Raw genomic sequence first — 23,549 nt, forward strand, 5'->3', positions numbered from 1 at the left:
CGGCGCTATGTATTGGAAACATCCATATTCCGATACATACGAAAAGGGTTAGTTCTGATAAGATAGAGAAAAAGATATAATTGGATACATTAAAAGGAGTGGAATCGGTGAAAACATTCAAACTGGTTGAACTAACCTTGTACCCGACAGATCAAGGCTCGGTGGAAGGGAAGGAAATGAAACTGGCGGAGGGCTTGATCATCAATAAGGAAGAAGATAATGAATGGGTATTGGAAGCTGTCCTTGGCAAAACAGATTTGGATTACGTACAGACATTATCTGAGAGCCGCAAAGTTCAGCTTGCTGAAGTTAGGATCACAAAACCAGAGAATCGTCCTGCATTGTTCGTTATTCAAGTGCAGGAAGTCAATGATCTAGAGGAAGAAGGAAATGTAATCATGAAGGGCAGCCTTGCAAGGGAAGATAGGATGGACTTGCTCACTTCAATCAGTAAATTGCGCAAGGACGGGCTGGGGGAGGACGAAATTCTCTCAAGCAGAGTCGGTGCAGCTGAGTGACCAGCTCTGAAAAAGCGAGCTATTCTTCTATATTCCTGCTATAATTGATTACGTTTGAAACATGCAATGAAGGAGTCCATGTATGCGTACCTATGACCCGCGTTGGCGGTGGCTCAATAATATTTCGCCAACCAGATTGATCATTTTATTTTATTTGGTAGCAGTTATTATCTCTACCTGTCTATTGGCTTTGCCAGTGGCACATAAAGAAGGAATGGATATCTCCTTCGTGGATGTACTTTTTACAGCTGTCAGTGCGATTAGCGTGACAGGACTTGCTTCTGTCCCGATTCAGGAATATTTCAATACTACAGGAATCGTATTGATTGCATTCACGATGCAGCTTGGGGGGATAGGTGTCATGACACTAGGAACCTTCGTCTGGCTGTTGTTCGGGAAGAAAATCGGCTTCAAGGAACGGCGTCTCATCATGGCTGATCAGAACCAAATGTCGTTTCGCGGAGCAGTCAATCTCATGCGGCAGATACTGGTGGTTGTTCTATCAATAGAATTGATCGGTTTCCTTGTCTTAGGTACTTATTATTTGCAATATTTCCCTACAGCAGGTGAAGCATATTTTCAAGGCTTATTTGCCTCCATCAGCGCAACGACCAATGGAGGCTTCGATATAACGGGGCAGTCACTAATCCCTTTCCAGCATGATTATTTCGTACAGTTTGTACATATGCTGCTGATCATTCTTGGTGCAATCGGCTTCCCGGTTCTAATTGAAGTGAAGCATTACATGTTCGCTTCTAAAGAAGAGCGCAGCTTCATCCGATTTTCCTTATTCACAAAGCTGACCACCATCACTTTCCTGGTGCTTATTGTAGCTGGTACGATCATTATTGCATTGCTTGACTCCAGGAATTTCTTTGTCGGGAAATCCTGGCATGAGACGCTGTTTTACTCCCTGTTCCAATCAGTTACCACTCGAAGCGGGGGACTTGCCACAATGGATATTGCGAGTCTAACTGAACAAAATCAATTGTTCATGTCGGCGCTGATGTTCGTTGGTGCTTCACCAAGCAGTGCTGGAGGCGGAATACGGACCACCACCTTGGCATTGGTTGTCATCGCACTATACCACTTTGCCAGGGGGAATAAACAAATCACGGTCCTTCGACGGGAAATCCATCCGGAAGATTTATTCAAGGCAATCAATGTGACGATCTTCGGAATGATTCTCGTATTTGTATCTGCTGTCATCCTGGCTTCGATTGAACCTTTTTCTCTCACAGAGGTGTTATTCGAAGTATGCAGCGCGTTTGGTACAGTTGGCTTAAGCCTAGGGATCACAGCTGAATTGAGTGATGCCAGCAAGATTGTCCTGATGCTTCTCATGTTCCTGGGACGTGTCGGTATCTTGACATTCCTGTATTCGCTCCATCGTAACACACAAGCGGCTAATTTCCATTATCCGAAGGAACGGATCATCATCGGATAAACAAAGACGGCACCCTTTTAGGATGCCGTCTTTTTGATTGGGTCTTAGCAGTAAAATGCTGCACCAACAATAATCAACAAGATGAAAAGTACAACGATCAAAGCAAAGCCGTTGCCGTAGCCGCCACCGCCGTAGCCGCCTTCAGCACCGCATCCTCCGCCGAAACCGCCGAAGCCACCGTATCCGTAACCCATTCTGTTTCACCTCCTAAAGCTTACACCTTACTATATGGCACAGTGGATGAAGGCGTATGGTCGTTTGCCCATTTTTAAATATGATTTCGTTACGTACCGAAGAGATCTTATCTGTGACAAATTGACTGCTTGTTCCTGAGAAAATAGAAGTGAATTGCTTTGTCATCTATTGACGAAAGATGGGAGAGAAGGGGGAAAACTGTCAGGTATGTATGTAAAAAGTGTGAAAAGTGCTTGATTAACTTTACTTTCATTCGATCTTTTGGCATGATAAGTAATGGAAAAGATTTGTAACTATAGAAGGAATAATGGTGATCAAATGATATTGCCTGAACACGCCAGATATTGCCTGCAGCACTCCAATAAACTAATCAACTTAAATAGGCTGACGCAGCAGATTGAAGTACTGCGTGAGCAGATGGCAGAAGTAGCATTTGAAAAAGGTTTCACAAGCAGTGAATCGATAGCGAAGAGCCAGGAATTGGACAAGCTGTTGAACTTATATGAAGCAAAAAGGAAGATATAAAAAGGACAGGTACCCCCACCTGTCCTTTTTATTATAATAAAGTACGGGAATCAAGGAAGCTTTCCAGTCTGTCCATTCCTTTCTCCAGCTGCTCCATACTGTATGCGTAGGATATCCGCATATACCCTTCTCCATATTCAGAAAATGCATCCCCGGGTACAATTGCAAGACCAACTTCATCAACCAGTGCCAAACCTAGTTCCAATGATGTCATCTTCTTGATTGGGAATTTCGGAAATATATAGAAAGCTCCATTTGGTTTCTCGACAGTCAGTCCCATTTTCGTAAGGCGTTCCAGGCAGTAATCCCTCCTTATTCGATATGCTTCACGCATTTCGACGGGGTCTGTTAGTCCGTTTGTCAAAGCTTCGATTGCAGCATACTGGCTAATGGAAGTGGCGCAAGTAGCGTTATATTGATGTACTTTGAGCATATGGGCGCTCAGCCATGCGGGTGCCAATGTAAAGCCGATTCGCCAGCCTGTCATGGAATGGGATTTACTTAGCCCGTTGATGATTATCGTCTTTTCCCTTACCTGCGGGAAGCTGGCAATCGAGACGTGGCCTTCATCATAAGTCAGCTCACTGTAAATCTCATCAGATAGGATGAAAATGTCCTTTTCAGCCAAAAAGTCGGCAATTTCCTTCAATTCATCATATGTAAGTGTGACACCGGTCGGGTTGGAAGGGTATGGCAGGATGATGCACTTTGTTTTCGGCGTAATATATTGTTCCAAGATGGATTTTGTCAGCTTGAACCCATTCGAGGCAGTATCCGCTAGAATCGGGATTCCCCCTGCCAGTGAGATAAGCGGTTCATAGCCCGGATAGACTGGGCCCGGTAAAATCACTTCATCGTCAGGCTGCAGGATAGTTCGCAGTGTAATATCAATTGCTTGTGATGCGCCGACAGTGACGATGATTTCGTTTTCTGCTCGGTAGACGGGAGCATATTTTAAATAAAAATCACTGATTGCGCTTCGTAAAGTAAGCAGTCCTGCATTTGGCGTGTATGTCGTTTGATTTGACTGAATTGCTTCCACTCCGGCTTCTTTGACATGAAGTGGAGTGGGGAAGTCAGGCTGACCGATTGTCAGACTGATTATATCCTTTTTATCTGCTACCAGGTTGTAAAAACGGCGAATACCGGAGATCTGTATGTTCTTAACATGCGAATTGATAAGCTGTTCCATCTTATGTACCTCCATTTACATACTTTCTTAACATAATGTTCAAACAATTTTGATTATAACGTGATAGTATTGGGAATAGCTAAAGGAAAATAATTAGGAGGCTAATGACTAATGAGACCCCGTAAGCTTTCTTTAGAGGAATTGATCACGCAAAACAAAAATGAGTTATTACAGGATGATCAGGCTATGCTTCGTATAGAAGAATCTCTGGATGATAAATATGGCATCCAGACTGATCAGTTGGAATAACGATTGATACATTATACCATAGTGCAAGATGACAAGGAATCCCGTTAAAAGAGGGGTTCCTTTTCTGTTTAACTGAATGGATTTAAGTAGAAACTGAGGGGAAGGAGGGATGATGATGATTTTACCGATAATGGGTCTGTTAGCTGCACTGTCTATGTTTGCGGCAATATTTTTCTGTATCAGGTGGTTGGTGAAGAATCAGTGGTATTCGATTCTGTCCGTGATAATTGCACATGCTATTTTAGGATATTTGCATCGTGTTGGCGGGCTGCAGTGGGAGCTTTCAAAAAGCAGGCTCCTATTGTTGATGACCTTGATTTGCAGCATGCTTATTTTGCTTAAATTGAGTGTACTTATAGGAAATAAAAAGAAAAAGCGTACAGTTTAGCTGCGCCGCTTTTTCTTGTCGGGCCAGGTGAACTGACCGAGTGAGGATGGCGTATAGAATGCCGATCTTTTAACGGATGTTTGCTGTTTGGCCCTCGTACCCTGCTGCGGTATATCCAAATAGCCGGAAAGGATCCGCTTAGCCTGTGAAAGGGAAAGGTTCGGTCTAGGGTTCCGAAAAGTCTTGTCCAATTCTCCTAAGTGCGGAAGTGTTTTGAAATCTTCCTTTGCAGCCGGGATATGAAAGTAATAGTCTGCTATTTGTACTAGCACAGTGGAGTGCTGTCTGCTGAGTTTTGGGTGTTCAGAGAAGTGCAATCCGATTTTTTTTGCTTTGTTTTGTTCCAGCAGCTTTGCTACTGCTTGTTTTTTTAGTTGATATAAGTGGCTTGGATCAGGAGCTGTCTTCGCGTGCCGATTCACAACGAACAACGCTTTTGCAATATCCTCTAATGTCCAGTTCACTTTCATTCGAGTAACCTCCTAGTGCAGGAATAGACCCTATCGGAGAATGGTACTATCGTACAGAAAAGAAGTACGATTGGCAAGCTCTTTCTTAATTAATTTCCACATGTCCCGGTCCGTGCTGCAGGGTGATGACGGATATTTCCGGCGGGCATGCAAAACGGATAGGCATCCTGGTCGTACCGACACCTCTTGAGACAAAAACATGAAGGGGCCTGGAACCCACTTCATAATGGCTATCCACATAACGTCTGCCATAAGGCGGAACGATTACTTCCCCATAAAATGGAATCCGTACCTGACCGCCATGCGAGTGACCGGACAGCTGGACATCGACTGGCAGGTGTTTTACGTTCTCAGCTAAATCGGGTTCATGAGCCAACAAGATGGTGAAAGAATCTTCATCACTATGCTTGGTGGCAGCATGTAAATTCGGTGAACTGCGTATGACATCATCAATTCCAGCGAGCACGATATGTTCTTGTTCGCGCTTCAATAATGTCGCCGTATTGTGCAGGGGTGTGAAACTGCCTGCTTTCATATATTTCGCAACGATTGCTTCGCTTTCGTCCCGATAATCATGGTTTCCGTATATCCAAAACTTTCCAAGCGGGGCATGAAGCAGCGTCAGGCAATCGACGATTTCCTGTTTCCATTTAAGCCGAATTGGCCGATCCGCAAAATCACCGGTGAATACAATGACGTCTGCCTGCTGTGCTTGAATCTGACGCACTAAGCGTCTGAGTTTTTTAATGGAATAATGATAACCTAAATGCAAATCACTGAACTGGACAATTTTCAGCCCGTGAAAGGCTTTCGGAAGCCGTTCACTGGTCAGATTGTATGATTTTGTCACCAGCTTGGCCGGCTCGATATAACGTGCATATGTATATCCAATGCCGGCTCCGGCTAAAATTGTGCCCGCTGCAGCTGAAATCCAAGTCTTTTTCATAAATGCACCTTCTTTTCCGTAATAAAGGCACTCTTCCCTTATACAATAGGGAGAATGCCTTTTTTCATCAGATGAGGAAGAGGATAGCGAAGAAATGAAACGCCGATCCTGCCAGAACGAACAGATGCCATACCGCATGATGGTAGGGAATCTTACGCCAAACATAAAACACAGCACCGATTGTATAGAAAAGGCCGCCAATGATCAGATACAGGATTGTCTGCTGCGGCAAAGCCGCAAGCATCGGTTCCCATACTAAAACGATCATCCAGCCCATCAAGACATAAAAGATTGTCGACATAATCAAGAATTTCTTCACAAAGAAAATCTTGAAGATGATCCCTGCGAGTGCGATTCCCCAAACGATGCCGAAGATCGTCCATCCGAGCGAGCTTCTGAGGCTGATCAGCAGTAAGGGTGTATATGTGCCGGCTATGAAGAGATAGATGGCTGCGTGATCGATGATCTGGAAAATATCTTTCACTTTCCCCTCAGGCAATGCATGGACGATTGTCGAAGAGAGATACATAAGCAGCATTGTCGTACCATAAACAGCTACGGAGACAATGATCCAAGGATCCCTCGTAAAGCTTGCCAATACGACGGCAACAGCAAGCGCTGCAATACTAAGTAATGCACCGAATCCATGGGTGATGGAGTGGGCTGCTTCTTCTTTTTTCGTGAAAATGTAAGTTTCCAATTATTTACCTCATTTCTGCTTTGTTTCAGTATAATGCTTTTTCTAGTTTTACACCATAAAAACCGGGTCAATCCTAGAAATATTTTATGGTGCAGATGCCCAAATGTGACACTTTGCGGACATTGTCGAAATTGGTAGCCGAGAAGGGTATGTGGTAAACTGGAAATGGTGATTGACCTCCTTCTACTGCCGCTGACAAAAGGAGAGATCGAATGGCGAAATTAGAGTTGCAGGAACTCACCGGAATCACGGTGGAGGACTTGATGATCGAGTCAGAAAAAGTAGCTCATGTCCAATTGAATAACCCGCTGGAGCACGCTTTGCTCGTGCTTGTCAAATCAGGTTATTCTGTCATTCCCGTACTTGATCATATGTACAGGTTAAAAGGCATGATCTCAAAGACAGCAATCCTGAACGAAGTGCTCGGCATGGAAAGATTCGAAATGGAGAAGTTATCCGAGTTGAAGGTGTCGGGAACAATGTTGACGGATGTGCCTGTATTGAAGAAATCCGATACTTTCCTGACTGCATTGAAAGCTGTTGTGAATCAGGCTTTCCTTTGCGTGCTTGATGATGAGGGATATTTCGAAGGTATCCTGACTCGGCGGGCGATACTCAAAAAGATGAACAGATACTTGCATGAACAAGTTCATTATCATCCTACCGCCCATAAGACCAATGCCTAAAGGCATATTACCCGGCAACAGGAAAGCATGCCCCAAAATGCTTGTTGATTAGTAAAAGTTTTGATAAAGTAGTTCCATACGTTGTTACATAGGAGGCAAAAACCGTGAAAATGATGGACGCAAATGAAATCATCTCTTTCATTTCGAATAGTAAAAAATCTACACCAGTTAAAGTATACGTGAAAGGGAAAGGCTTGGACACACTAACTTATCCAGAAAGTGTCAAAGCTTTCCCGGAAGCGAACACAGCAGTTCTATTCGGCGAATGGAGCGAATTGGAAGGCTTTTTGAAAGATACAGCTGCAATTGAGGATTACGTCATCGAGAATGACCGCCGTAATTCAGCGATTCCACTTTTGGACATGAAGGGAATCAATGCCCGCATCGAGCCTGGTGTGGTCATCCGTGACCAAGTGGAAATCGGTGATGGCGCTGTCATCATGATGGGTGCTTCCATCAACATCGGTTCTGTCATCGGCGAAGGTACGATGATTGATATGAACGTGGTAATGGGCGGTCGCGCAACTGTCGGAAAAAACTGCCACATCGGTGCCGGTACTGTCTTGGCAGGTGTTATCGAGCCGCCATCCGCTAAACCAGTCGTAATCGAAGATGATGTTGTCATCGGTGCGAATGTTGTAGTATTGGAAGGCGTTACAGTGGGTAAAGGTGCGATTGTTGCTGCGGGCGCAATCGTCACGGAAGATGTTGCTCCGAACACACTAGTTGGCGGAACACCAGCGCGTGTATTGAAGAAAATCGATGAACAGACAAAATCCAAGACAGAAATTCGTCAGGAACTTCGTAAATTGAACTAACAAAAAAGGAGCAGCTGCTGCTCCTTTTTTTATTATCAGATAGCAGGTGATTGTATGGAAGATATATTGATCAAGATCAGGCAGGATTTGCATCGTATACCTGAGCTTGGATTCCAGGAAGTAAAAACACAGGCGTATTTATTGGAATATATCCGTAATCTGCCTCAGGAACACTTGAATATCAAATTGTGGCGCACTGGTATCATTGTGAAGGTCACAGGTTCCGTCGGATCGAAAACGATTGCCTACCGTACTGACATTGATGGACTGCCGATCACGGAAGCGACTGGTCTGCCATATAAGTCAGAACATGAAGGCCGTATGCACGCCTGTGGTCATGATTTGCATATGACAATCGCTTTAGGTGCATTGACAGCATGTGCCAAAGACCAGCCTGAACAGCATATCATTTTCATTTTCCAGCCTGCTGAGGAAGGTCCCGGCGGGGCTCTGCCGCTTATGCAAAGTGGTATTTTAAAAGAATGGTGGCCGGATGAAATATTCGCGCTCCATATCGCTCCTGAGCTGCCTGTCGGGACTGTCTCCTCCAGAGCAGGGTTATTGTTCGCCAATACGAGTGAACTGTTTATCGATTTCAAAGGAAAAGGTGGACATGCTGCATATCCGCATTTGACACGGGATATGGTAGTGGCGGCGAGTACCTTCATAACAAATATGCAAGGGATCGTTGCCCGGAACTTGGACCCACTCCAAAGTGCTGTCATTACGATCGGAAAGTTGGAAAGCGGCTTCGTTCAAAACACCATTGCGGAAACTGCTCGTCTGGAAGGAACGATCCGGACGATGGATCCCGACGCTATTGCATTGGTCAAACAACATATCGAGCAACAGGCAAGAGGCCTTGAAATCAGCCATGACTGTGAAATCAATATCGATTATGGCTCTAATTATTACCAAGTATTCAATGACAGAGACAAAGTCGAAGCATTCCAGGAAGCGCTGGGTGCAGCTTCTTTGACGTTTAAAGAAGCTGCACCGGCCATGACCGGGGAGGACTTCGGATATATGCTGAAGGAAATCCCTGGATTTATGTTCTGGTTAGGAGTCGACTCCCCATATGGCTTGCACCACAGCAAGCTTCAGCCAGATGAACAAGCACTATCGTATGGAGTCGAAGCGGTTTTAGCTTATATCAATCAAGCATAACAAAAGCGCAAAGCTCATTGCTTTGCGCTTTCTTCTTTTCGCTGAAGAAAAACTTGATGTGGATAAGGAATCTCGATTCCTTCTCTGTCGAAGGCTTCTTTGATTGCTTTCTTCATATCGCGTTCTGCCCCGTATTGTTCATTATTGGCTGTATGGCCGATGATCCGTAAGGTAACCTCCGATGCTCCCAGTGCTTCCACACCGATGACATCCGGTCCTTCACGGAAGCGTTCGTCTTGCTGGAACGTTTCACATATTTCCTGCAGGACTCGCAGTGCATGATCGATATCATCTTCATAACTGATACCGATATCGACCATCGCACGCATATTGCCGCGTGAATGGTTGCTGATGCCATTGATATTACGGTTTGGAATGAAATTCAACGTGCCATCGAAGCTTCGAACCTGTGTTGTCCGTAACCCGACTTCCTCGACAACTCCATTATAGCCGGATGTAGTGACGACATCGCCAACTTCGATTTGACGCTCCAGCAGGATGAAGAATCCAGTCACCACATCACTTACAAGTCCTTGGGCGCCGAATCCGATGGCTAGTCCGATGATACCAGCACCCGCAATCAGCGGGCCGATCTGGATATTGAAAGTACCGAAAACCATGACAATCAGCAGGAATATCAAGGTGTATCCATATGTATTGATAAGCAGCTTCTCCAGCGTTTTCATTCTGCTTGTCGATATACGCTGTTTGGAGCTTGCTTTATTCAAGCCGGTGCTGATCAGTTTTTTCCCAACGGCTCGTAGGATGAAGTAACCGATGATGATAAGCAGCAACTGCAAACCGATCGATACGGCTTTTTCAATTAAACCATCATAGTTGAATTGTAGTCCGTCTGTTAGAAAGTTCATAGCCTGTCTCCTTTTTCGATTTACTGCTCTTTAAAAATTACCCTGATTGAGCTGTATTGAAACGTTCTGTAACAAATGCCGCTGTTAAGCATATAGTGACACAGTATAAAAGGAGGGGAGAGCCCGTGATCGGCAATGTTGCACCACAGTTTGAGCTGCCGGCCGTCTTGCCTGATGGAAAGACAGCTGTAATCAGATTGAAACAGAAGATGGAAGCGAAAAAATGGCTGGTGCTCTTTTTTTATCCTCGTGATTTCAGCACAGTTTGTCCAACTGAATTGAATGATTTAGCAGATAGGATTGATGAAGTGCGCGAATTGGATGCGGAGGTAGTTGCTATTTCAACTGATAGTCTCCTTTCACATGCCGATTGGCAGAAGATACCTCGTGAGCATAATGGTATTCAGCACATCAGTTATCCGCTGGCTTCGGATTTTACAGGTAATGTGTCCCAGGCCTACGGAGTACTTGATAGTAAAAGTTATACTTCTGTCCGCGCAACGATAATAGTAAATCCCCAAGGTGAAATTTGTTATTATCTGATGCATGCAGATTTGGTGGGGCGCGATACATCGGAATTGCTGCGTGTTTTGGAAGCGTTGCAGACAGGAGAAGCATGTGGTGTGAATTGGCACCCTGGTGATGAGCTGCTTCCAAAGGAGGATAAATCGTCATGATACCCCAACTCCCGGATGCAATTGACCAACAAACGGCAAATTGGCTTTATCCACCCGACACAAAAGCTGGAGGACGACCGCTCATCATTTATTTTTGGTCTGTGAGCTGCACTATATGTAAGGAAAAGCTCCCTCTCTTGCTGGACTATGCAAAATATGAAGGGCAGTTCTTCGATATCGTACTGGTCCATGTCCCACGTTCAACTACTGATTTGGATGAACAATTGATAAACAATTACGTGCTTGACAATGGCATAGAACTTCCCGTCTATTTGGATCAAAGGCATCAGATGAAGAATAGATTCAGAGTTCAAAAACTGCCCAGCATTGTTTTGCTTGACAGGAATGGAAGGATTCGACATATACAATCCGGCGGTAACTTCACAACGTTGCTGATCAATCAGCTGGATGCTTTAAAATACAGCTAGTATGCTTCCAGCTGCGATTCATGGTAAGCTTGCTCTATCAGTTAGTAAAGGATGATCGATATGAGCAAGCTGCTATACAGAGAAGACGCCTTCCATAAAGTCTGGAAGACGGAAATCGAGGATACATATGAAAAAGAGGGACTTTATTTTGTTTCACTGAAAGAAACGGCATTTTACCCGGGCGGAGGCGGACAGCCAGCAGACCAAGGGACAATTGCCGAATTGGATATAAGAGCTGTGGAAAGCAAGGAAGGTGTGCCGTATTACGGTCTGGAATCAAAAGCAGAAGGAAAGGTCGACTGCCAGATTAATTGGGCGTATCGCTTCGATCTCATGCAGCAGCATACTGGACAACATTTGCTCTCGGCCGCTTTTCGTCTGGTTTCAGGTAGGGAAACGATCGGTTTTCATCTAGGGAAAGAGGATGTCACAATTGATTTGCCCGGAGATAAATTAACAGAGGATGAACTGACTTCTGTTGAGCAGAAAGCGAACGAACTAATTTATGATGACCGGCTGATAACCAGTTACCATGTGTCCGCTGCCAAGCTAGCTGAATTGCCCGTCGTCAAGCAGCCGCACGTCACAGAAGACATAAGGATCGTTGAAATCGATGGAGTGGAATACAATCCTTGCGGCGGAACGCATGTAGCATCTACTGGACAAATAGGAATGATCAAAATCCTCAAAACGGAGAAACAAAAACAGGGACAGCGTATTTATTTCCAATGCGGGAAACGTGCTTTGGAAACCACCAGGGGGATATTCAGCATCATGGATCAGGTCGCGTCCCAATTCCAGACGAGCAGTAAAGATGTTCTGCCGCGGTTGAAAAAGCAATCAACTGATCTGCATTCAGCTGTCAAAAGGGCAGAGGAACTGGAAAGACAACTGGAGGAATTGGAGTTACAGGAGCTTATCCAAGCGGAAGCAAGCACGGTAGTTCGATCATATGAAGGAAAAAACGTCAAAGCACTGCAGCGTATGGCAGCAAAGCTGCTGGAAGCAGGCAAGGATTTCGTCATGCTTTCAGATCAAGGGGAACAGAAGCTGGTAGTATCCCATGATCTCAAAGACTTTCATTGCGGAAAGTTATTCTCTTCGTCTCTATCCGAATTTGGAGGAAAGGGAGGTGGCAGCGTACAGACTGCCCAGGCGAGCTTCCAAAGAAGAGAGGATTTGGAACGGTATATGCGGTTTTTGCAAGAACATTACCAGAGCATCGTATAAACGATGCTTTTTTATGTTCTGAATTCAAACTTTTTTAAATAATCGTTAATTTACCTCTGGTAAATTAGTTCGGAACCCGATATATTAGAACATGCGACTATTTGAAGAGGGGGAGAAGGGTTTGCGTATTTTCCAGAAATTAAAGGAATTCTACTGGCCATATCGGCGAAATTTTTACTTGTCGCTTCTATTCATTGCGATAGTGACAGCCGTCACGGTAGTCTATCCCATCGTATTGCAAATTACGATTGATGACGTCGTTTTGGGGAATCAATACGGACTAATTCCAATCATCTCAGCTGGATTCATCGTCATGATGCTCTTAAAGGGGATAGCCAATTTCCTGCAGCAGTATCTTGGCGATTTATTCGGTGTTCAAACTGTTTTCAAGATGAGAAATAGTCTATACAAAAAATTGCAGCGGCTAAGTTTTACGTATTATGATAATGCGCGCACAGGCGATCTGATGTCCAGGTTGACTGCTGATGTGGAAGGAATCCGCTTTTTCCTTTCAGCGGGAATAGGGCAATTCCTGCGTGTAGTACTGCTGATCGTGATCAGTCTGGCTGTCATGTTCGCATATTCCGTACCGCTTGCGCTTGTTACGATGGTTTCCATGCCCTTTTTGGCTGTGGTCGTCTACCGCTTCGATAAACTTGTCCATCCTGCTTTCCGCAGCATAAGAACGTCGCTGGGAGTACTCAATACACGTGTACAGGAAAACATCAGCGGAATGAATACAGTAAAATCGTTAGCAAGAGAAGAATTTGAGATTGATCGTTTTACAGATAACAACTCCACATATAGAGATAACTACATTTTCACTTCAAAAGTATGGGCAAAGTTCTTTCCCCTCATGGAACTGATCGGAAACATATGTATGGTCGTCCTCATTTCCTATGGAGGGTATCTGGTCATTTCGGGACAACTTGAACTTGGTGCATTGGTTGCATTCTTCAGCCTGGTTTCCTATATCCTTGGTCCGCTCGCGAACCTTGGTTTCATTATCAATATGTTTTCTCAAGCAAAAGCATCCGGTGAAAGGCTTCTGGAAGTCCTGGAAGCAAAAGAAGATATCGGGCAGCAGGAACACCCAATCAACAAAAAACAAATCAGCGGCCATGTAACATTTGATCGAGTCACACTTCGATATGTAAAAGACGATGATCTGGCATTGAAGGATATCAGCTTCGATGCACCGCCAGGGAAGATCATCGGTCTTGTCGGCGGCACTGGATCGGGGAAGACGAGTATCACTCAGTTGATGACCCGTTTTTATGAACCTACTGCAGGGAGTGTCTACATAGATGGCAATCCTGTACAAGATTATGATTTAAGGGTTCTGAGACAGCATATTGGTTTTGTGCTGCAGGAGGCATTCCTTTTTTCGACAACAATCAAAGAGAATATTGCATACGGTAACCCAGATACTGTCAGTTTCGAGCAAATCGTAGATGCAGCCAAGCGCGCGCAAGCCCATGATTTCATCATGGAGCTGCCAGATCAATACGATACGATGCTTGGCGAACGCGGAATGGGTCTGTCCGGAGGGCAGAAGCAGAGAATCGCGATCGCGAGGGCACTGCTGATCGATCCGAGCATCCTGATTCTGGATGACGCTACAAGCGCTGTTGATATGCAGACGGAAGTGAAGATTCAACAGGCATTGAAAGAAGTGATGAAAAATCGTACGACATTCATCATTGCCCATCGCATATCGTCTGTTAAACATGCTGATGAAATACTTGTGCTCAATGAAGGTGAGGTTGCCGAACGAGGAACACATGAATTCCTGCTGCAAAATGGCGGCTTATACCAGCGTATTTACGAAATCCAGTACCGGGATCAAAAAGCGATCATGCGTTCAGCGCAGTAAGGAGGGAGCTCATGGAAAATCTGCAATATAGCAAAAAGCGGCATACGAATCGATTCCATTATTCACAAGATCAAGTGATGGAAAAGCCATTCGACTGGGCTCAAATCAGGCGGTTGCTTGGGTTTATGAAACCATATAGCAAAACATTGCTGCCGGGATCCATTGTTACGATGCTGCTGTCCACGATCATCCGGCTGCTCATACCGATTTTGATCGGTAAAGTGGCGATCGATATGGCCATCGCATCTGGGGACACCCGTTTCCTTATTTATTTGGTAGCAGGAATCGGAGGTTTGTATGTGCTGAACTATGCGGCAAATATACTTCGGATCAAATGGGTCAATATCCTTGGACAGCATGTGATCTATGACTTGCGGAAAACACTGTTCCGCCATATCCAGCATCTGTCGCATCGTTTCTTTGATACACGGTCTGCTGGTTCGATTCTTGTACGGGTACTCAATGACATCAACTCGTTACAGGAGCTGTTCACGAATGGAATCATCAACTTGCTGACTGATTCTGTCATGCTGATCGGTATCATCGGGATATTGTTCTTCTTAAGTCCCAAATTGGCCATTGCGGTACTCGTCATCCTGCCTTTCATGTTCTTCATTTCAACAAGACTGAGGCAGAGCATCAGGCGGTCCTGGCAGCAAGTGAGGATGCAGAAATCCCGCATGAATTCACATCTTAATGAAGCAATCCAGGGAATCCGGGTGACACAGTCTTACGCGCAGGAGCCGGAGAACACGGATTATTTTGAAGCACTTAACCGGGATAATTACGAAAGTGAACGGATTGCCACAAAAAAGAGTGCGTATTTCGGTCCTTTCGTTGAGATGAGCAATGCAATCGGGACAGTCATACTCATTGCTTATGGAGCACATTTGATCTTAACGGATCAAATCGAGATCGGTACATTCGTTACCTTTGCGTTCTTCTTGGGCATGTTTTGGGAGCCAATTTCCCGATTGGGACAGATCTATAATCAGCTGCTTGTCGCAATGGCATCCTCGGAGCGTATCTTCGAGTTTCTGGATGAAAAACCGAATGTGGAGACTCGGAAGGATGCAAAGCCGTTACCAAGAATTACAGGCGATATCAGATTCGAAAAGGTGGTGTTCGCCTATAATCAAGATCGGATTGCACTCCATGAAATCGACTTGCATATGAAAGCAGGACAGACGGTGGCACTAGTCGGTCATACAGGCTCGGGAAAATCGACTATCGCCAATCTGATCAGCCGTTTTTACGATCCCACATCAGGTTCAGTCAAGATTGATGGAGAAGATTTACGTGATGTCAGGCTCCAGGATGTAAGGGAGCAAATCAGTGTCGTCTTGCAGGATACTTTCATCTTCTCTGGGACTATCATGGAGAATATCCGCTTTGGCAACCCGGAAGCAACTGACGAGCAAGTGAAGGACGCAGCACGTATTGTCGGAGCGGACGATTTCATCAGCCGCTTGGCTGATGGGTATGAGACGGAGGTGGAGGAGCGTGGAAATATCCTCTCGGCAGGAGAGAGGCAGCTGCTGTCTTTTGCCCGGACCATGCTCGCCGATCCGCGGATCATCATCCTCGATGAAGCGACTGCCAGCATTGATACAGAAACAGAGCTGAAGATTCAGTATGCATTGAAAACCTTATTGCAAGGACGCACAGCCATTATGATCGCCCACCGTCTTTCGACTATCAGGGAAGCCGATAATATCATTGTATTGGAACAAGGATGTATTTTGGAGCAAGGCAGCCACGAGTTGTTGATGGATAGGAAAGGTAAGTATTACGAACTGGTAAAGACACAATTTCAATCTGACGAAAAATGACAAAGAGCGTATCTCATCAGGGATACGCTCTTTATTTTGGGTATTTTTCATTTCTTTGGGCATAACAAGAGGAGCGATTATCTATACAGAAAGCAGGGATACATTTTGTTCGCTTACGATAGTGTAATTTTAGCGCGGATGCTTACCTCTATGACGCTTGTTTTCCATATTATCTTTGCGACAATAGGTGCCGGTGTTCCATTATTGATATGTGCAGCGGAATATGTAGGTATCCGCAAGCGGGATCCCAAATATGTCTTGCTGGCTCGGAGATGGACAAGAGGCTATGTCATAATCGTCGCGGTCGGTGTGGTCACCGGGACTGCAATTGGTTTGCAGCTGTTTTTGCTCTGGCCAACTTTCATGCAGATTGCCGGCCACGTAATTGGATTACCGTTATTCATGGAAACCTTCGCCTTCTTCTTTGAAGCGATTTTCCTGGGAGCATATATCTATACTTGGGATCGATTCAAGGGCAGGTATACACATTGGTATCTTTCGCTTCCAGTTGTCATAGGCGGAGGGATGAGTGCTGTTTTCATTACTACTGTAAACGCCTTTATGAATACGCCGCAAGGCTTCACTTTGGACGGGCGTACCATTACGTCGGTTGACCCGATAATGGCAATGCTGAATCCTGCTACACCTTCAAAGGTATTTCATGTACTCACTTCGTCATATATGACATCAGGAGCTATTCTTGCCGCAATCACAGCATTTTTCATCTTGAAATATGGAAACAATGCGTATTATAAGAAAGCGCTCAAGCTGACCATGATCATCACGCTGATCTTTTCCATCTTCACGGCAATTGCCGGTGATACTTCTGCAAAATTCTTAGCAAGTTATCAGCCGGAAAAGCTAGCAGCCGCTGAGTGGCATTTCAAGACAGAAAAAGGGGCGGATTTAATCCTGTTCGGCAGGCTGACGGAGGATAATGAAATACAAGGTGCCATACATTTTCCCAAGCTGCTGAGCTTCTTATCTTTTGGTGATTTCAACAGCGAGGTTACTGGTCTCGATAAAGTGGATGCAGATCTTATACCGCCGTTATGGATACATTATATGTTTGATTTGATGGTTATTTTTGGCGCTTTCGGTATTTTGATCAGCATGCTATTTATCGTTTTCATGTTTTGGAAAAAACGAGATCAGTATAATAAGTGGCTGCTAAGGGCGATTGTAGTGAATGCACCGCTTGCCATGCTGGCGATTGAATTTGGATGGATTTTTGCAGAAGTGGGGCGTCAGCCTTGGATTTTGCGGGGATATATGCGTGTTGCAGAAGGAGCAATCTCATCACCATATGTCCATTATGTATTTGCCGCATTTTTGGTCCTCTACGTATTACTGGGAACATTCGTGACGCTGGTTCTTGTCAGACTTTATAAAAAGAATCCGATCCAAAAAGAGTGGGAAATGCGCTTTCCTGATACGTTATTTGGAGGTGATCAAAAATGAGTTACGAAATATTAGGGTTATCGGCACTTTGGTTTTTCCTGTTCGCTTACTTAATCATCGCATCCATTGACTTCGGTGCGGGCTTTTTCGCTTATTATGCTTTGCAGACAAAAAAAGATCACATCCTGAATCGGCTGATTGCCAGATACCTATCCCCAGTGTGGGAAATCACGAATGTATTCTTTATATTCTTCTTCTACGGTTTGGCTTTCTTCTTCCCGGATGCTGGTTACTATTATGGATCAGCCATGCTGATACCTGGTTCGATCATTTTGTTATTGATTGGTATTCGTGGCTCTTTTTACGCCTTTGAGAATTATGGTTCAAGAAAAAGTAAACTATATACCTTCCTCTATGGGGCAAGTGGATTGTTCATTCCTGCAGCGATCGCCACTGGTTTGACGATATCCGAGGGAGGGTTTTTGCGCCATGAAAATGGCAGTGTCTATTTACGCTATAAAGAATTGCTGACCAACCCTTTTTCATGGGCGGTTGTCTTTTTGGCCGTTGTATCCGTTCTTTATATCAGCGCCCATTTCTTGACGTATTATGCGAATAAAGCTGGTGACGAGCCTGCACGAAAATTGCTTCGTTCTTATGCGCTTTTCTGGGCTGCTCCGCAAATCATCGCCAGCTTGACAGCATTCATCTTTATCAGCAGGCAGAATCCCGAGCATTATAACAACATGCTGGATCTCTGGTGGATGTTCGGGATTTCAGTGTTGTTCTTTTTGATTGGTATATATTTGAACTATAGGGAAAGCCATTATGGCCTTTCATTCATTTGTGTCATGCTGCAGTTTTTCTTTGCACTTTTGGGATATGGCATCGGCCATATGCCGTACTTACTGTACAATGAGATTCAGGTAACAGCAGATGCAACATTACCGGCAATGGGTACGGCATTGTTGATTGCATTCGCCGGCGGGCTTCTCATGCTGATTCCATCCCTGATTCTTGTGATGCGGATGTTCTTGTTCGATGCCGAGTATGTAAAAGGAAAGAAATGATACAACCTCAGCTGTTTGTGATAGACTAGGATTAGTTTATAAGATAGTGGAGGAAGTACGATGAAGAGAGAATTTGCCGTAATCGGATTGGGCCGCTTCGGCGGGAGTATCTGCATGGAATTGAGCCGGGAGGGATTCAACGTACTGGCGATCGATATGGAAGAAGATAAAGTGAATGAATTCCGTAATATCGCTTCCCATGCCATTATTGCCGATACAACGGATGAACAGGTGCTGAAGGAAATAGGAATCCGAAACATCGAGCACGTGATTGTCGCCATCGGGGAAAATATCCAAGCCAGCATCCTGACGACAATAATGCTAAAAGAACTAGGTATCAAGAAAATAACCGTCAAAGCCCAAAATGATTATCATGAAAAAGTATTGAGCAAAATCGGGGCTGATCACGTTGTCCATCCAGAACGAGATATGGGAAGAAGGATTGCTCATAAAATTATCAGCAACAACATTCTCGATTACTTGGAGCTTAGTGATGAGCATAGTATCGTAGAAGTGCAAGCCGGTAAGAAAATGGCTGGCAGGACCCTCATAGATCTTGACATCCGCGCGGCTTTTGGCTGTAACGTCGTGGCTATCAAGCAGGCAAATGAGATTAATGTGAGTCCTTCGCCGGATGCCGAACTCGATTCGGAAGACATATTGATTGTCATTGGTGCAGATCGTGACTTGGCTCGTTTTGAGCGTGCCATTGCCGACGATTGATTTAAGAACCCAAACAGTTTCAGACTGTTTGGGTTTTTTTATCGATCAAAAAGGTTACATACAAAAGGAGGATAAATTAGACACGGGAGATGATAACATGTTTGAAAGAAGAACAGGAGAAGTAATGGCTGATCAACTGATCGACTGGGGTGTGGATCATGTGTATGGAATACCTGGCGATTCCGTCAATGAGTTCATCAGTGACTTACATAAGAAGGAGGATGTGTTGAAGTTCATCCAAGTCCGACATGAAGAGGCAGGTGCACTTGCAGCAGCTGCTTATGCCAAGCTAACCAGAAAGCTTGGGGTTTGTTTGTCGATTGCAGGACCTGGCGCGGTCCACCTTCTGAATGGACTATATGATGCACGCGAAGATAAGGCACCGGTCCTCGCCATTGTCGGACAAGTGCCATCCAACGAGCTGGGTACAGGTGCTTTCCAGGAAGTGAAGCTTGAGCAGATGTTTGAAGATGTAGCTGTATTCAACGAAAGGGCAGAATCATTCGAACAGCTGCCGGATCTTTTGAATCAAGCGATACGTGAAGCTTATGCCAACTCCGGAGTCAGTGTCCTGGTCGTATCGGATGATTTATTTGCCCAGAAGCATCCGGAGAAACCCGGTAAAACGTCAGCTAACTATGCCAAACCTCGGATTGCTCCGGCCAAGCAGGATCTCCAAGAAGCAGTCAAGCTGATCAACCAGGCGAAAAAACCGATCATCTTAGCAGGTAAAGGAGCGAAGCAAGCCCGTTTGGAGCTGCTTACATTTGCTGAACATATTGAATCTCCGATTATTCTGAGTCTGCTTGGCAAAGGTATCATTCCGGATCATCACAGCTATAATCTTGGGCAGCACGGGCAGATTGGAACGACACCTTCCTATGAAGCAATCAATGAAGCGGATTTGCTGCTGCTTGTAGGTACAAGCTTCCCGTATCGTTCGTTTTTGCCGGATGATCTGCCTGCTATCCAGATTGATAATAGGCCAAGTGCTATCGGGAGCATTTATCCGGTAATAGTGGGCTTACCCGGAGATAGTAAGGAAGTGCTCCAGGAACTGACTGAATTGACGGAAGAAAAACAAGATACGGCTTATATAGAAAAGTACCAAGGGAAAATGAAGGAATGGCACACCCAGCTGCAAGTACAGAAGAAGAGGGAAGAATCACCTATACAGCCGCCGCAAATTATGTATGCATTGGAAAACAATATGGATAAAGATGCTGTCATTTCTTGTGATGTAGGGAATGTGACAGTTTGGACAACTAGATATCTGCCTTTGACCCAGCAAGACTTCATCGTATCGGGACGCCTGGCAACGATGGGTTGCGGGCTGCCTGGAGCAATCGCATCAAAGTTGGCATACCCAGATAAGCAGGCGATTGCAATTTGCGGTGATGGTGGCTTCAGTATGAATATGCAGGATTTTGTCACAGCGGTAAAATACGACTTGCCGGTGAAAGTGATTGTATTGAATAACAGTCAGCTTGGCCTGATTAAATTTGAACAAGCAACAATCGGTGCCGCCAATTATGGAATTGATATGGGAGAAATGAATTTCGCGCAATTCGGTCAATCTTGCGGCGGTGAGGGCTATCGTGTTGAAAAGTTCGAAGACTTGGAAACGAGCATCAAGCAAGCTTTCCTTTCTGACAAGCCAGCCATCATCGATGTGGTCATCGAGGATATGGCGCCGCTGCCAGGAAAGATTTCCTACCACCAAGCAGTAAAATACACCGAGTATCTGATCAAGGAATTTTTCTCCACTGGTAAAATAGAGCTTCCGAATATGAAAGAGTCTGTCAAGCGTCTCTTGAAATGAGAAAAGCCTGAGCGTAAGCTCAGGCTTGTTTTTATACTTCCATGATGATTGGGAGTACCATTGGGCGGCGCTTTGTTTTTTCGAACAAGAACGGCGCGATAGTATCTGTGATTTCATTCTTGATTTCAGACCATTGTGTTGTTTTTCTTTCCATTACTTTATTCAAATGAGCTGAAACGATCTTTTGTGCTTCATTGATGAGGTCTTCCGATTCACGCATATAGACGAAACCGCGGGAAATGATATCCGGGCCGGAAGCAATTCGGAATTCCTTCATATTGATGCTGACAACGACGATGACAAGTCCTTCTTCGGACAGGATGCGGCGATCGCGCAGTACGATATTTCCGATATCACCGATACCGCTACCGTCCACATAGATAGAGCCGGAAGGGATTTTACCCGCGATGGCAGCACTATCCTTACCTAATGCCAATACATCTCCGTTATCCATGATGAAGGAATTTTCTTCACTGATGCCAGTAAGCTTGCCAAGTTTCATATGCTCAACCAGCATACGATATTCCCCGTGGATCGGCATGAAGTATTTTGGATTCATCAGGCGAAGCATGAGCTTCTGTTCTTCCTGACTGCCGTGACCGGAAGTATGGATATTGTTCAACGCGCCATGGATGACGTCTGCTCCCGCACGATAAAGCATGTTGATGATACGGCTTACGCTGACTGTATTCCCTGGAATCGGGGAAGATGAGAACACAACTGTGTCACCAGGCTGAATCTGGATCTGACGGTGTGTACCATTAGCGATCCGGGAAAGGGCAGCCATAGGTTCACCTTGGGATCCGGTGCATAGGATGACAACCTCATTCGCTGGCAGACGATTGATCTGATGCGAATCGATGAATGTATCCTTCGGTGCATTGATGAAACCTAGTTCGATCCCCAAGTTGATGTTCGTTTCCATGCTTCTTCCGAAAATGGCAACTTTACGGCCTGTTTTCACTGCTGATTCAACTACTTGCTGCAACCGGTGGATATTGGAAGCAAAAGTAGCGAAAATCAAGCGGCCATCGACACGTCTGAAAATATCGCTGATGCTTTCACCGACAACACGTTCAGACATGGTGAATCCTGGCACTTCACTATTGGTTGAGTCGGAAAGTAAGCAAAGTACGCCTTCTTTGCCGATTTCAGCCATTTTCGCTATATCAGCTGGCTGTCCGACTGGAGTGAAATCAAATTTGAAGTCACCGGTATGCACGATGTTGCCAGGAGGGGTCTTGACGACGATACCGTATGATTCCGGAATACTATGGGTAGTACGGAAGAAGCTTACAGAAGTCTTTCTGAATTTGATGATATCATCTTCTCCGTAAATATTAAGCTTGGCATTACGTAAAAGGCCATGCTCATCCAGTTTATTTTTGATCATCCCCATTGCAAGTTTCCCTGCATAGATCGGAATATTCACTTCTTTCAAGAGGTATGGTACGCCGCCGATGTGATCTTCGTGACCGTGTGTGATGAACAAGCCTTTGATTTTATCCTGATTCTGGACGATGTAAGTGAAGTCAGGAATGACATAGTCGATACCAAGAAGCTCGTCCTCCGGGAATTTGATCCCTGCATCGATGATGATGATTTCATCCTGGAATTGTACACCATACATGTTTTTGCCGATTTCTCCGAGTCCGCCGATGGCAAAAACAGCTGTTTGGTCATTTTTTACGAATTTCATTTCGCTTGCTCCAAGTTGAAGCTATCGGATTGTTTTTCATATTCAAGATGTGCTTCATCGAGCGGCTGGATGAACTCGATGTTGATATCACGATCTGCTAATGTTTTTCGAACCTGTCTTACGTTTTCCGCTTCCATGTACAAGCTCTCAGTGCGCTCGCGTACAGGAATCTCGGAAGGGTTTTCCTGATAATATACTTTAAATACCATATCTATCTCTCCTATTCTCATGGTTGACAAAAATTGCTTTCTATATCCATAACGAACGGAGCAAGTCTGTATAAAACCGAATTGCTGGCGTATTGCTATTCAGTTAGATCTTGTCCGCACGTAGTAGGCACTCGTCGTTTTTGGCCAAATAAATCTTTCCACCGTTTCTTTAACTTTTCCTTCAAACGCTTGAGCACACGAAGCAACTCCTTTCGTTTCGCAGAAAAGCAAGAAAAAACGTTTACCGGTCCAATCCCTCTTACTTACAGTATAGTATGAAAACGCTAAGATGGAAACAAAAACAAAGCATACTTTCAAAAAAACTGCCGATAAAAGGGAGCGGATGGTTGTTTTCTCTTGGGATTCATGTAAAGATATTTTTCGACGAACCTGCATAACTTATACTCGATTA

Annotated in this window: 24 protein-coding genes and 1 pseudogene; 17 read left to right on the forward strand and 8 right to left on the reverse strand. The window is 44.8% G+C overall.

Annotated features, from left to right (window positions below):
• The first annotated feature begins 107 nt into the window (after nucleotides 1-107).
• On the forward strand, nucleotides 108-518 hold the full coding sequence (locus AB1K91_RS08995; RefSeq protein WP_413089462.1) for a YwpF family protein: 411 nt from the start codon (nucleotides 108-110) through the stop codon (nucleotides 516-518).
• 82 nt (nucleotides 519-600) lie between these two features.
• Entirely contained in the window at nucleotides 601-1,965 is a 1,365-nt protein-coding gene (locus tag AB1K91_RS09000; RefSeq protein WP_413089463.1) for a TrkH family potassium uptake protein, read from the forward strand.
• A 44-nt stretch (nucleotides 1,966-2,009) separates the two neighbouring features.
• On the opposite strand, the pseudogene AB1K91_RS09005 reads toward AB1K91_RS09000, so the two are convergent.
• Nucleotides 2,010-2,090, reverse strand: a pseudogene (locus tag AB1K91_RS09005) (YjcZ family sporulation protein); the annotation flags it as partial.
• A gap of 346 nt (nucleotides 2,091-2,436) precedes the next feature.
• On the opposite strand from AB1K91_RS09005, the gene AB1K91_RS09010 reads away from it, so the two are divergent.
• Nucleotides 2,437-2,685 (forward strand): Spo0E family sporulation regulatory protein-aspartic acid phosphatase, encoded by a 249-nt coding sequence (locus AB1K91_RS09010; RefSeq protein ID WP_342005122.1) that lies wholly within the window; start codon nucleotides 2,437-2,439, stop codon nucleotides 2,683-2,685.
• Nucleotides 2,686-2,716: 31 nt separating this feature from the next.
• Here AB1K91_RS09010 and AB1K91_RS09015 read toward each other — a convergent pair whose 3' ends face one another.
• Nucleotides 2,717-3,877, reverse strand: a complete 1,161-nt coding sequence (locus AB1K91_RS09015) for an aminotransferase A (RefSeq protein ID WP_413089465.1) — start codon at nucleotides 3,875-3,877, stop codon at nucleotides 2,717-2,719.
• A 111-nt stretch (nucleotides 3,878-3,988) separates the two neighbouring features.
• Here AB1K91_RS09015 and AB1K91_RS09020 point away from each other — a divergent pair, with 111 nt between their 5' ends.
• On the forward strand, nucleotides 3,989-4,126 hold the full coding sequence (locus AB1K91_RS09020) for an FbpB family small basic protein (RefSeq protein WP_413089466.1): 138 nt from the start codon (nucleotides 3,989-3,991) through the stop codon (nucleotides 4,124-4,126).
• Nucleotides 4,127-4,235: 109 nt separating this feature from the next.
• Nucleotides 4,236-4,514 (forward strand): hypothetical protein, encoded by a 279-nt coding sequence (locus AB1K91_RS09025; protein WP_413089467.1) that lies wholly within the window; start codon nucleotides 4,236-4,238, stop codon nucleotides 4,512-4,514.
• On the opposite strand, the gene AB1K91_RS09030 is transcribed toward AB1K91_RS09025, so the two are convergent.
• The 3 genes from AB1K91_RS09030 to trhA all read right to left on the reverse strand — a co-directional run bounded on the left by AB1K91_RS09030 (nucleotide 4,511) and on the right by trhA (nucleotide 6,630).
• On the reverse strand, nucleotides 4,511-4,984 hold the full coding sequence (locus AB1K91_RS09030) for a YkyB family protein (RefSeq protein WP_413089468.1): 474 nt from the start codon (nucleotides 4,982-4,984) through the stop codon (nucleotides 4,511-4,513). The two genes, AB1K91_RS09025 and AB1K91_RS09030, sit on opposite strands and share 4 nt — an antisense overlap.
• Nucleotides 4,985-5,069: 85 nt before the next feature.
• Nucleotides 5,070-5,930 (reverse strand): metallophosphoesterase, encoded by an 861-nt coding sequence (locus tag AB1K91_RS09035; protein WP_413089469.1) that lies wholly within the window; start codon nucleotides 5,928-5,930, stop codon nucleotides 5,070-5,072.
• A 67-nt stretch (nucleotides 5,931-5,997) separates the two neighbouring features.
• Complete coding sequence (gene trhA, locus AB1K91_RS09040) at nucleotides 5,998-6,630, reverse strand: PAQR family membrane homeostasis protein TrhA (RefSeq protein WP_413089470.1); 633 nt, start codon at nucleotides 6,628-6,630, stop codon at nucleotides 5,998-6,000.
• A gap of 212 nt (nucleotides 6,631-6,842) precedes the next feature.
• Here trhA and cbpB point away from each other — a divergent pair, with 212 nt between their 5' ends.
• The 3 genes from cbpB (at nucleotide 6,843) to AB1K91_RS09055 (ending at nucleotide 9,301) form a co-directional block, all read left to right on the forward strand.
• Nucleotides 6,843-7,316 carry a cyclic-di-AMP-binding protein CbpB gene (gene cbpB / locus AB1K91_RS09045; RefSeq protein ID WP_413089471.1) on the forward strand — a complete coding sequence of 158 codons (474 nt, stop codon included), beginning with the start codon at nucleotides 6,843-6,845 and terminating at the stop codon, nucleotides 7,314-7,316.
• 104 nt (nucleotides 7,317-7,420) lie between these two features.
• Nucleotides 7,421-8,134, forward strand: a complete 714-nt coding sequence (dapD, locus tag AB1K91_RS09050) for a 2,3,4,5-tetrahydropyridine-2,6-dicarboxylate N-acetyltransferase (RefSeq protein WP_413089472.1) — start codon at nucleotides 7,421-7,423, stop codon at nucleotides 8,132-8,134.
• 54 nt (nucleotides 8,135-8,188) lie between these two features.
• Complete coding sequence (locus AB1K91_RS09055) at nucleotides 8,189-9,301, forward strand: N-acetyldiaminopimelate deacetylase (RefSeq protein ID WP_413089473.1); 1,113 nt, start codon at nucleotides 8,189-8,191, stop codon at nucleotides 9,299-9,301.
• 14 nt (nucleotides 9,302-9,315) lie between these two features.
• Here the strand turns inward: AB1K91_RS09055 and AB1K91_RS09060 are convergent, their stop codons facing one another.
• Nucleotides 9,316-10,170 carry a mechanosensitive ion channel family protein gene (locus AB1K91_RS09060; protein ID WP_413089474.1) on the reverse strand — a complete coding sequence of 285 codons (855 nt, stop codon included), beginning with the start codon at nucleotides 10,168-10,170 and terminating at the stop codon, nucleotides 9,316-9,318.
• Nucleotides 10,171-10,295: 125 nt separating this feature from the next.
• Here AB1K91_RS09060 and AB1K91_RS09065 point away from each other — a divergent pair, with 125 nt between their 5' ends.
• The 9 genes from AB1K91_RS09065 (at nucleotide 10,296) to AB1K91_RS09105 (ending at nucleotide 21,229) form a co-directional block, all read left to right on the forward strand.
• On the forward strand, nucleotides 10,296-10,847 hold the full coding sequence (locus AB1K91_RS09065; RefSeq protein WP_413089475.1) for a peroxiredoxin: 552 nt from the start codon (nucleotides 10,296-10,298) through the stop codon (nucleotides 10,845-10,847).
• Nucleotides 10,844-11,275 carry a TlpA disulfide reductase family protein gene (locus tag AB1K91_RS09070; RefSeq protein ID WP_413089476.1) on the forward strand — a complete coding sequence of 144 codons (432 nt, stop codon included), beginning with the start codon at nucleotides 10,844-10,846 and terminating at the stop codon, nucleotides 11,273-11,275. Before AB1K91_RS09065 ends, AB1K91_RS09070 begins: the two co-directional genes overlap by 4 nt.
• A 60-nt stretch (nucleotides 11,276-11,335) precedes the next feature.
• A complete protein-coding gene (locus tag AB1K91_RS09075) occupies nucleotides 11,336-12,505 on the forward strand; it encodes an alanyl-tRNA editing protein (protein WP_413089477.1) in 1,170 nt (389 codons plus the stop codon).
• Nucleotides 12,506-12,626: 121 nt separating this feature from the next.
• Nucleotides 12,627-14,381, forward strand: coding sequence for an ABC transporter ATP-binding protein (locus AB1K91_RS09080; RefSeq protein WP_413089478.1), 1,755 nt, complete (start codon nucleotides 12,627-12,629; stop codon nucleotides 14,379-14,381).
• Between the two features lie 11 nt (nucleotides 14,382-14,392).
• Complete coding sequence (locus AB1K91_RS09085; RefSeq protein WP_413089479.1) at nucleotides 14,393-16,213, forward strand: ABC transporter ATP-binding protein; 1,821 nt, start codon at nucleotides 14,393-14,395, stop codon at nucleotides 16,211-16,213.
• 138 nt (nucleotides 16,214-16,351) lie between these two features.
• The gene (locus tag AB1K91_RS09090; RefSeq protein ID WP_413089519.1) at nucleotides 16,352-17,674 is read left to right on the forward strand and encodes a cytochrome ubiquinol oxidase subunit I; all 1,323 of its coding nucleotides are present in this window, start codon (nucleotides 16,352-16,354) and stop codon (nucleotides 17,672-17,674) included.
• On the forward strand, nucleotides 17,671-18,684 hold the full coding sequence (locus tag AB1K91_RS09095) for a cytochrome d ubiquinol oxidase subunit II (protein ID WP_413089480.1): 1,014 nt from the start codon (nucleotides 17,671-17,673) through the stop codon (nucleotides 18,682-18,684). The genes AB1K91_RS09090 and AB1K91_RS09095 overlap by 4 nt, the downstream gene beginning before the upstream one ends.
• A 60-nt stretch (nucleotides 18,685-18,744) precedes the next feature.
• Nucleotides 18,745-19,407, forward strand: coding sequence for a potassium channel family protein (locus tag AB1K91_RS09100; RefSeq protein ID WP_413089481.1), 663 nt, complete (start codon nucleotides 18,745-18,747; stop codon nucleotides 19,405-19,407).
• Between the two features lie 97 nt (nucleotides 19,408-19,504).
• Nucleotides 19,505-21,229: a pyruvate oxidase gene (locus tag AB1K91_RS09105; RefSeq protein WP_413089482.1), complete on the forward strand. Its 1,725-nt coding sequence runs from the start codon at nucleotides 19,505-19,507 to the stop codon at nucleotides 21,227-21,229.
• Nucleotides 21,230-21,260: 31 nt separating this feature from the next.
• Here AB1K91_RS09105 and rnjA read toward each other — a convergent pair whose 3' ends face one another.
• Both rnjA and AB1K91_RS09115 read right to left on the reverse strand, forming a co-directional pair.
• Entirely contained in the window at nucleotides 21,261-22,928 is a 1,668-nt protein-coding gene (gene rnjA, locus AB1K91_RS09110) for a ribonuclease J1 (protein WP_413089483.1), read from the reverse strand.
• Nucleotides 22,925-23,137, reverse strand: coding sequence for a DNA-dependent RNA polymerase subunit epsilon (locus tag AB1K91_RS09115; protein ID WP_413089484.1), 213 nt, complete (start codon nucleotides 23,135-23,137; stop codon nucleotides 22,925-22,927). The genes rnjA and AB1K91_RS09115 overlap by 4 nt, the downstream gene beginning before the upstream one ends.
• Nucleotides 23,138-23,549: the final 412 nt, after the last annotated feature.

This window comes from Terribacillus jepli (assembly GCF_047228925.1).
Taxonomy (GTDB): domain Bacteria; phylum Bacillota; class Bacilli; order Bacillales; family Amphibacillaceae; genus Terribacillus.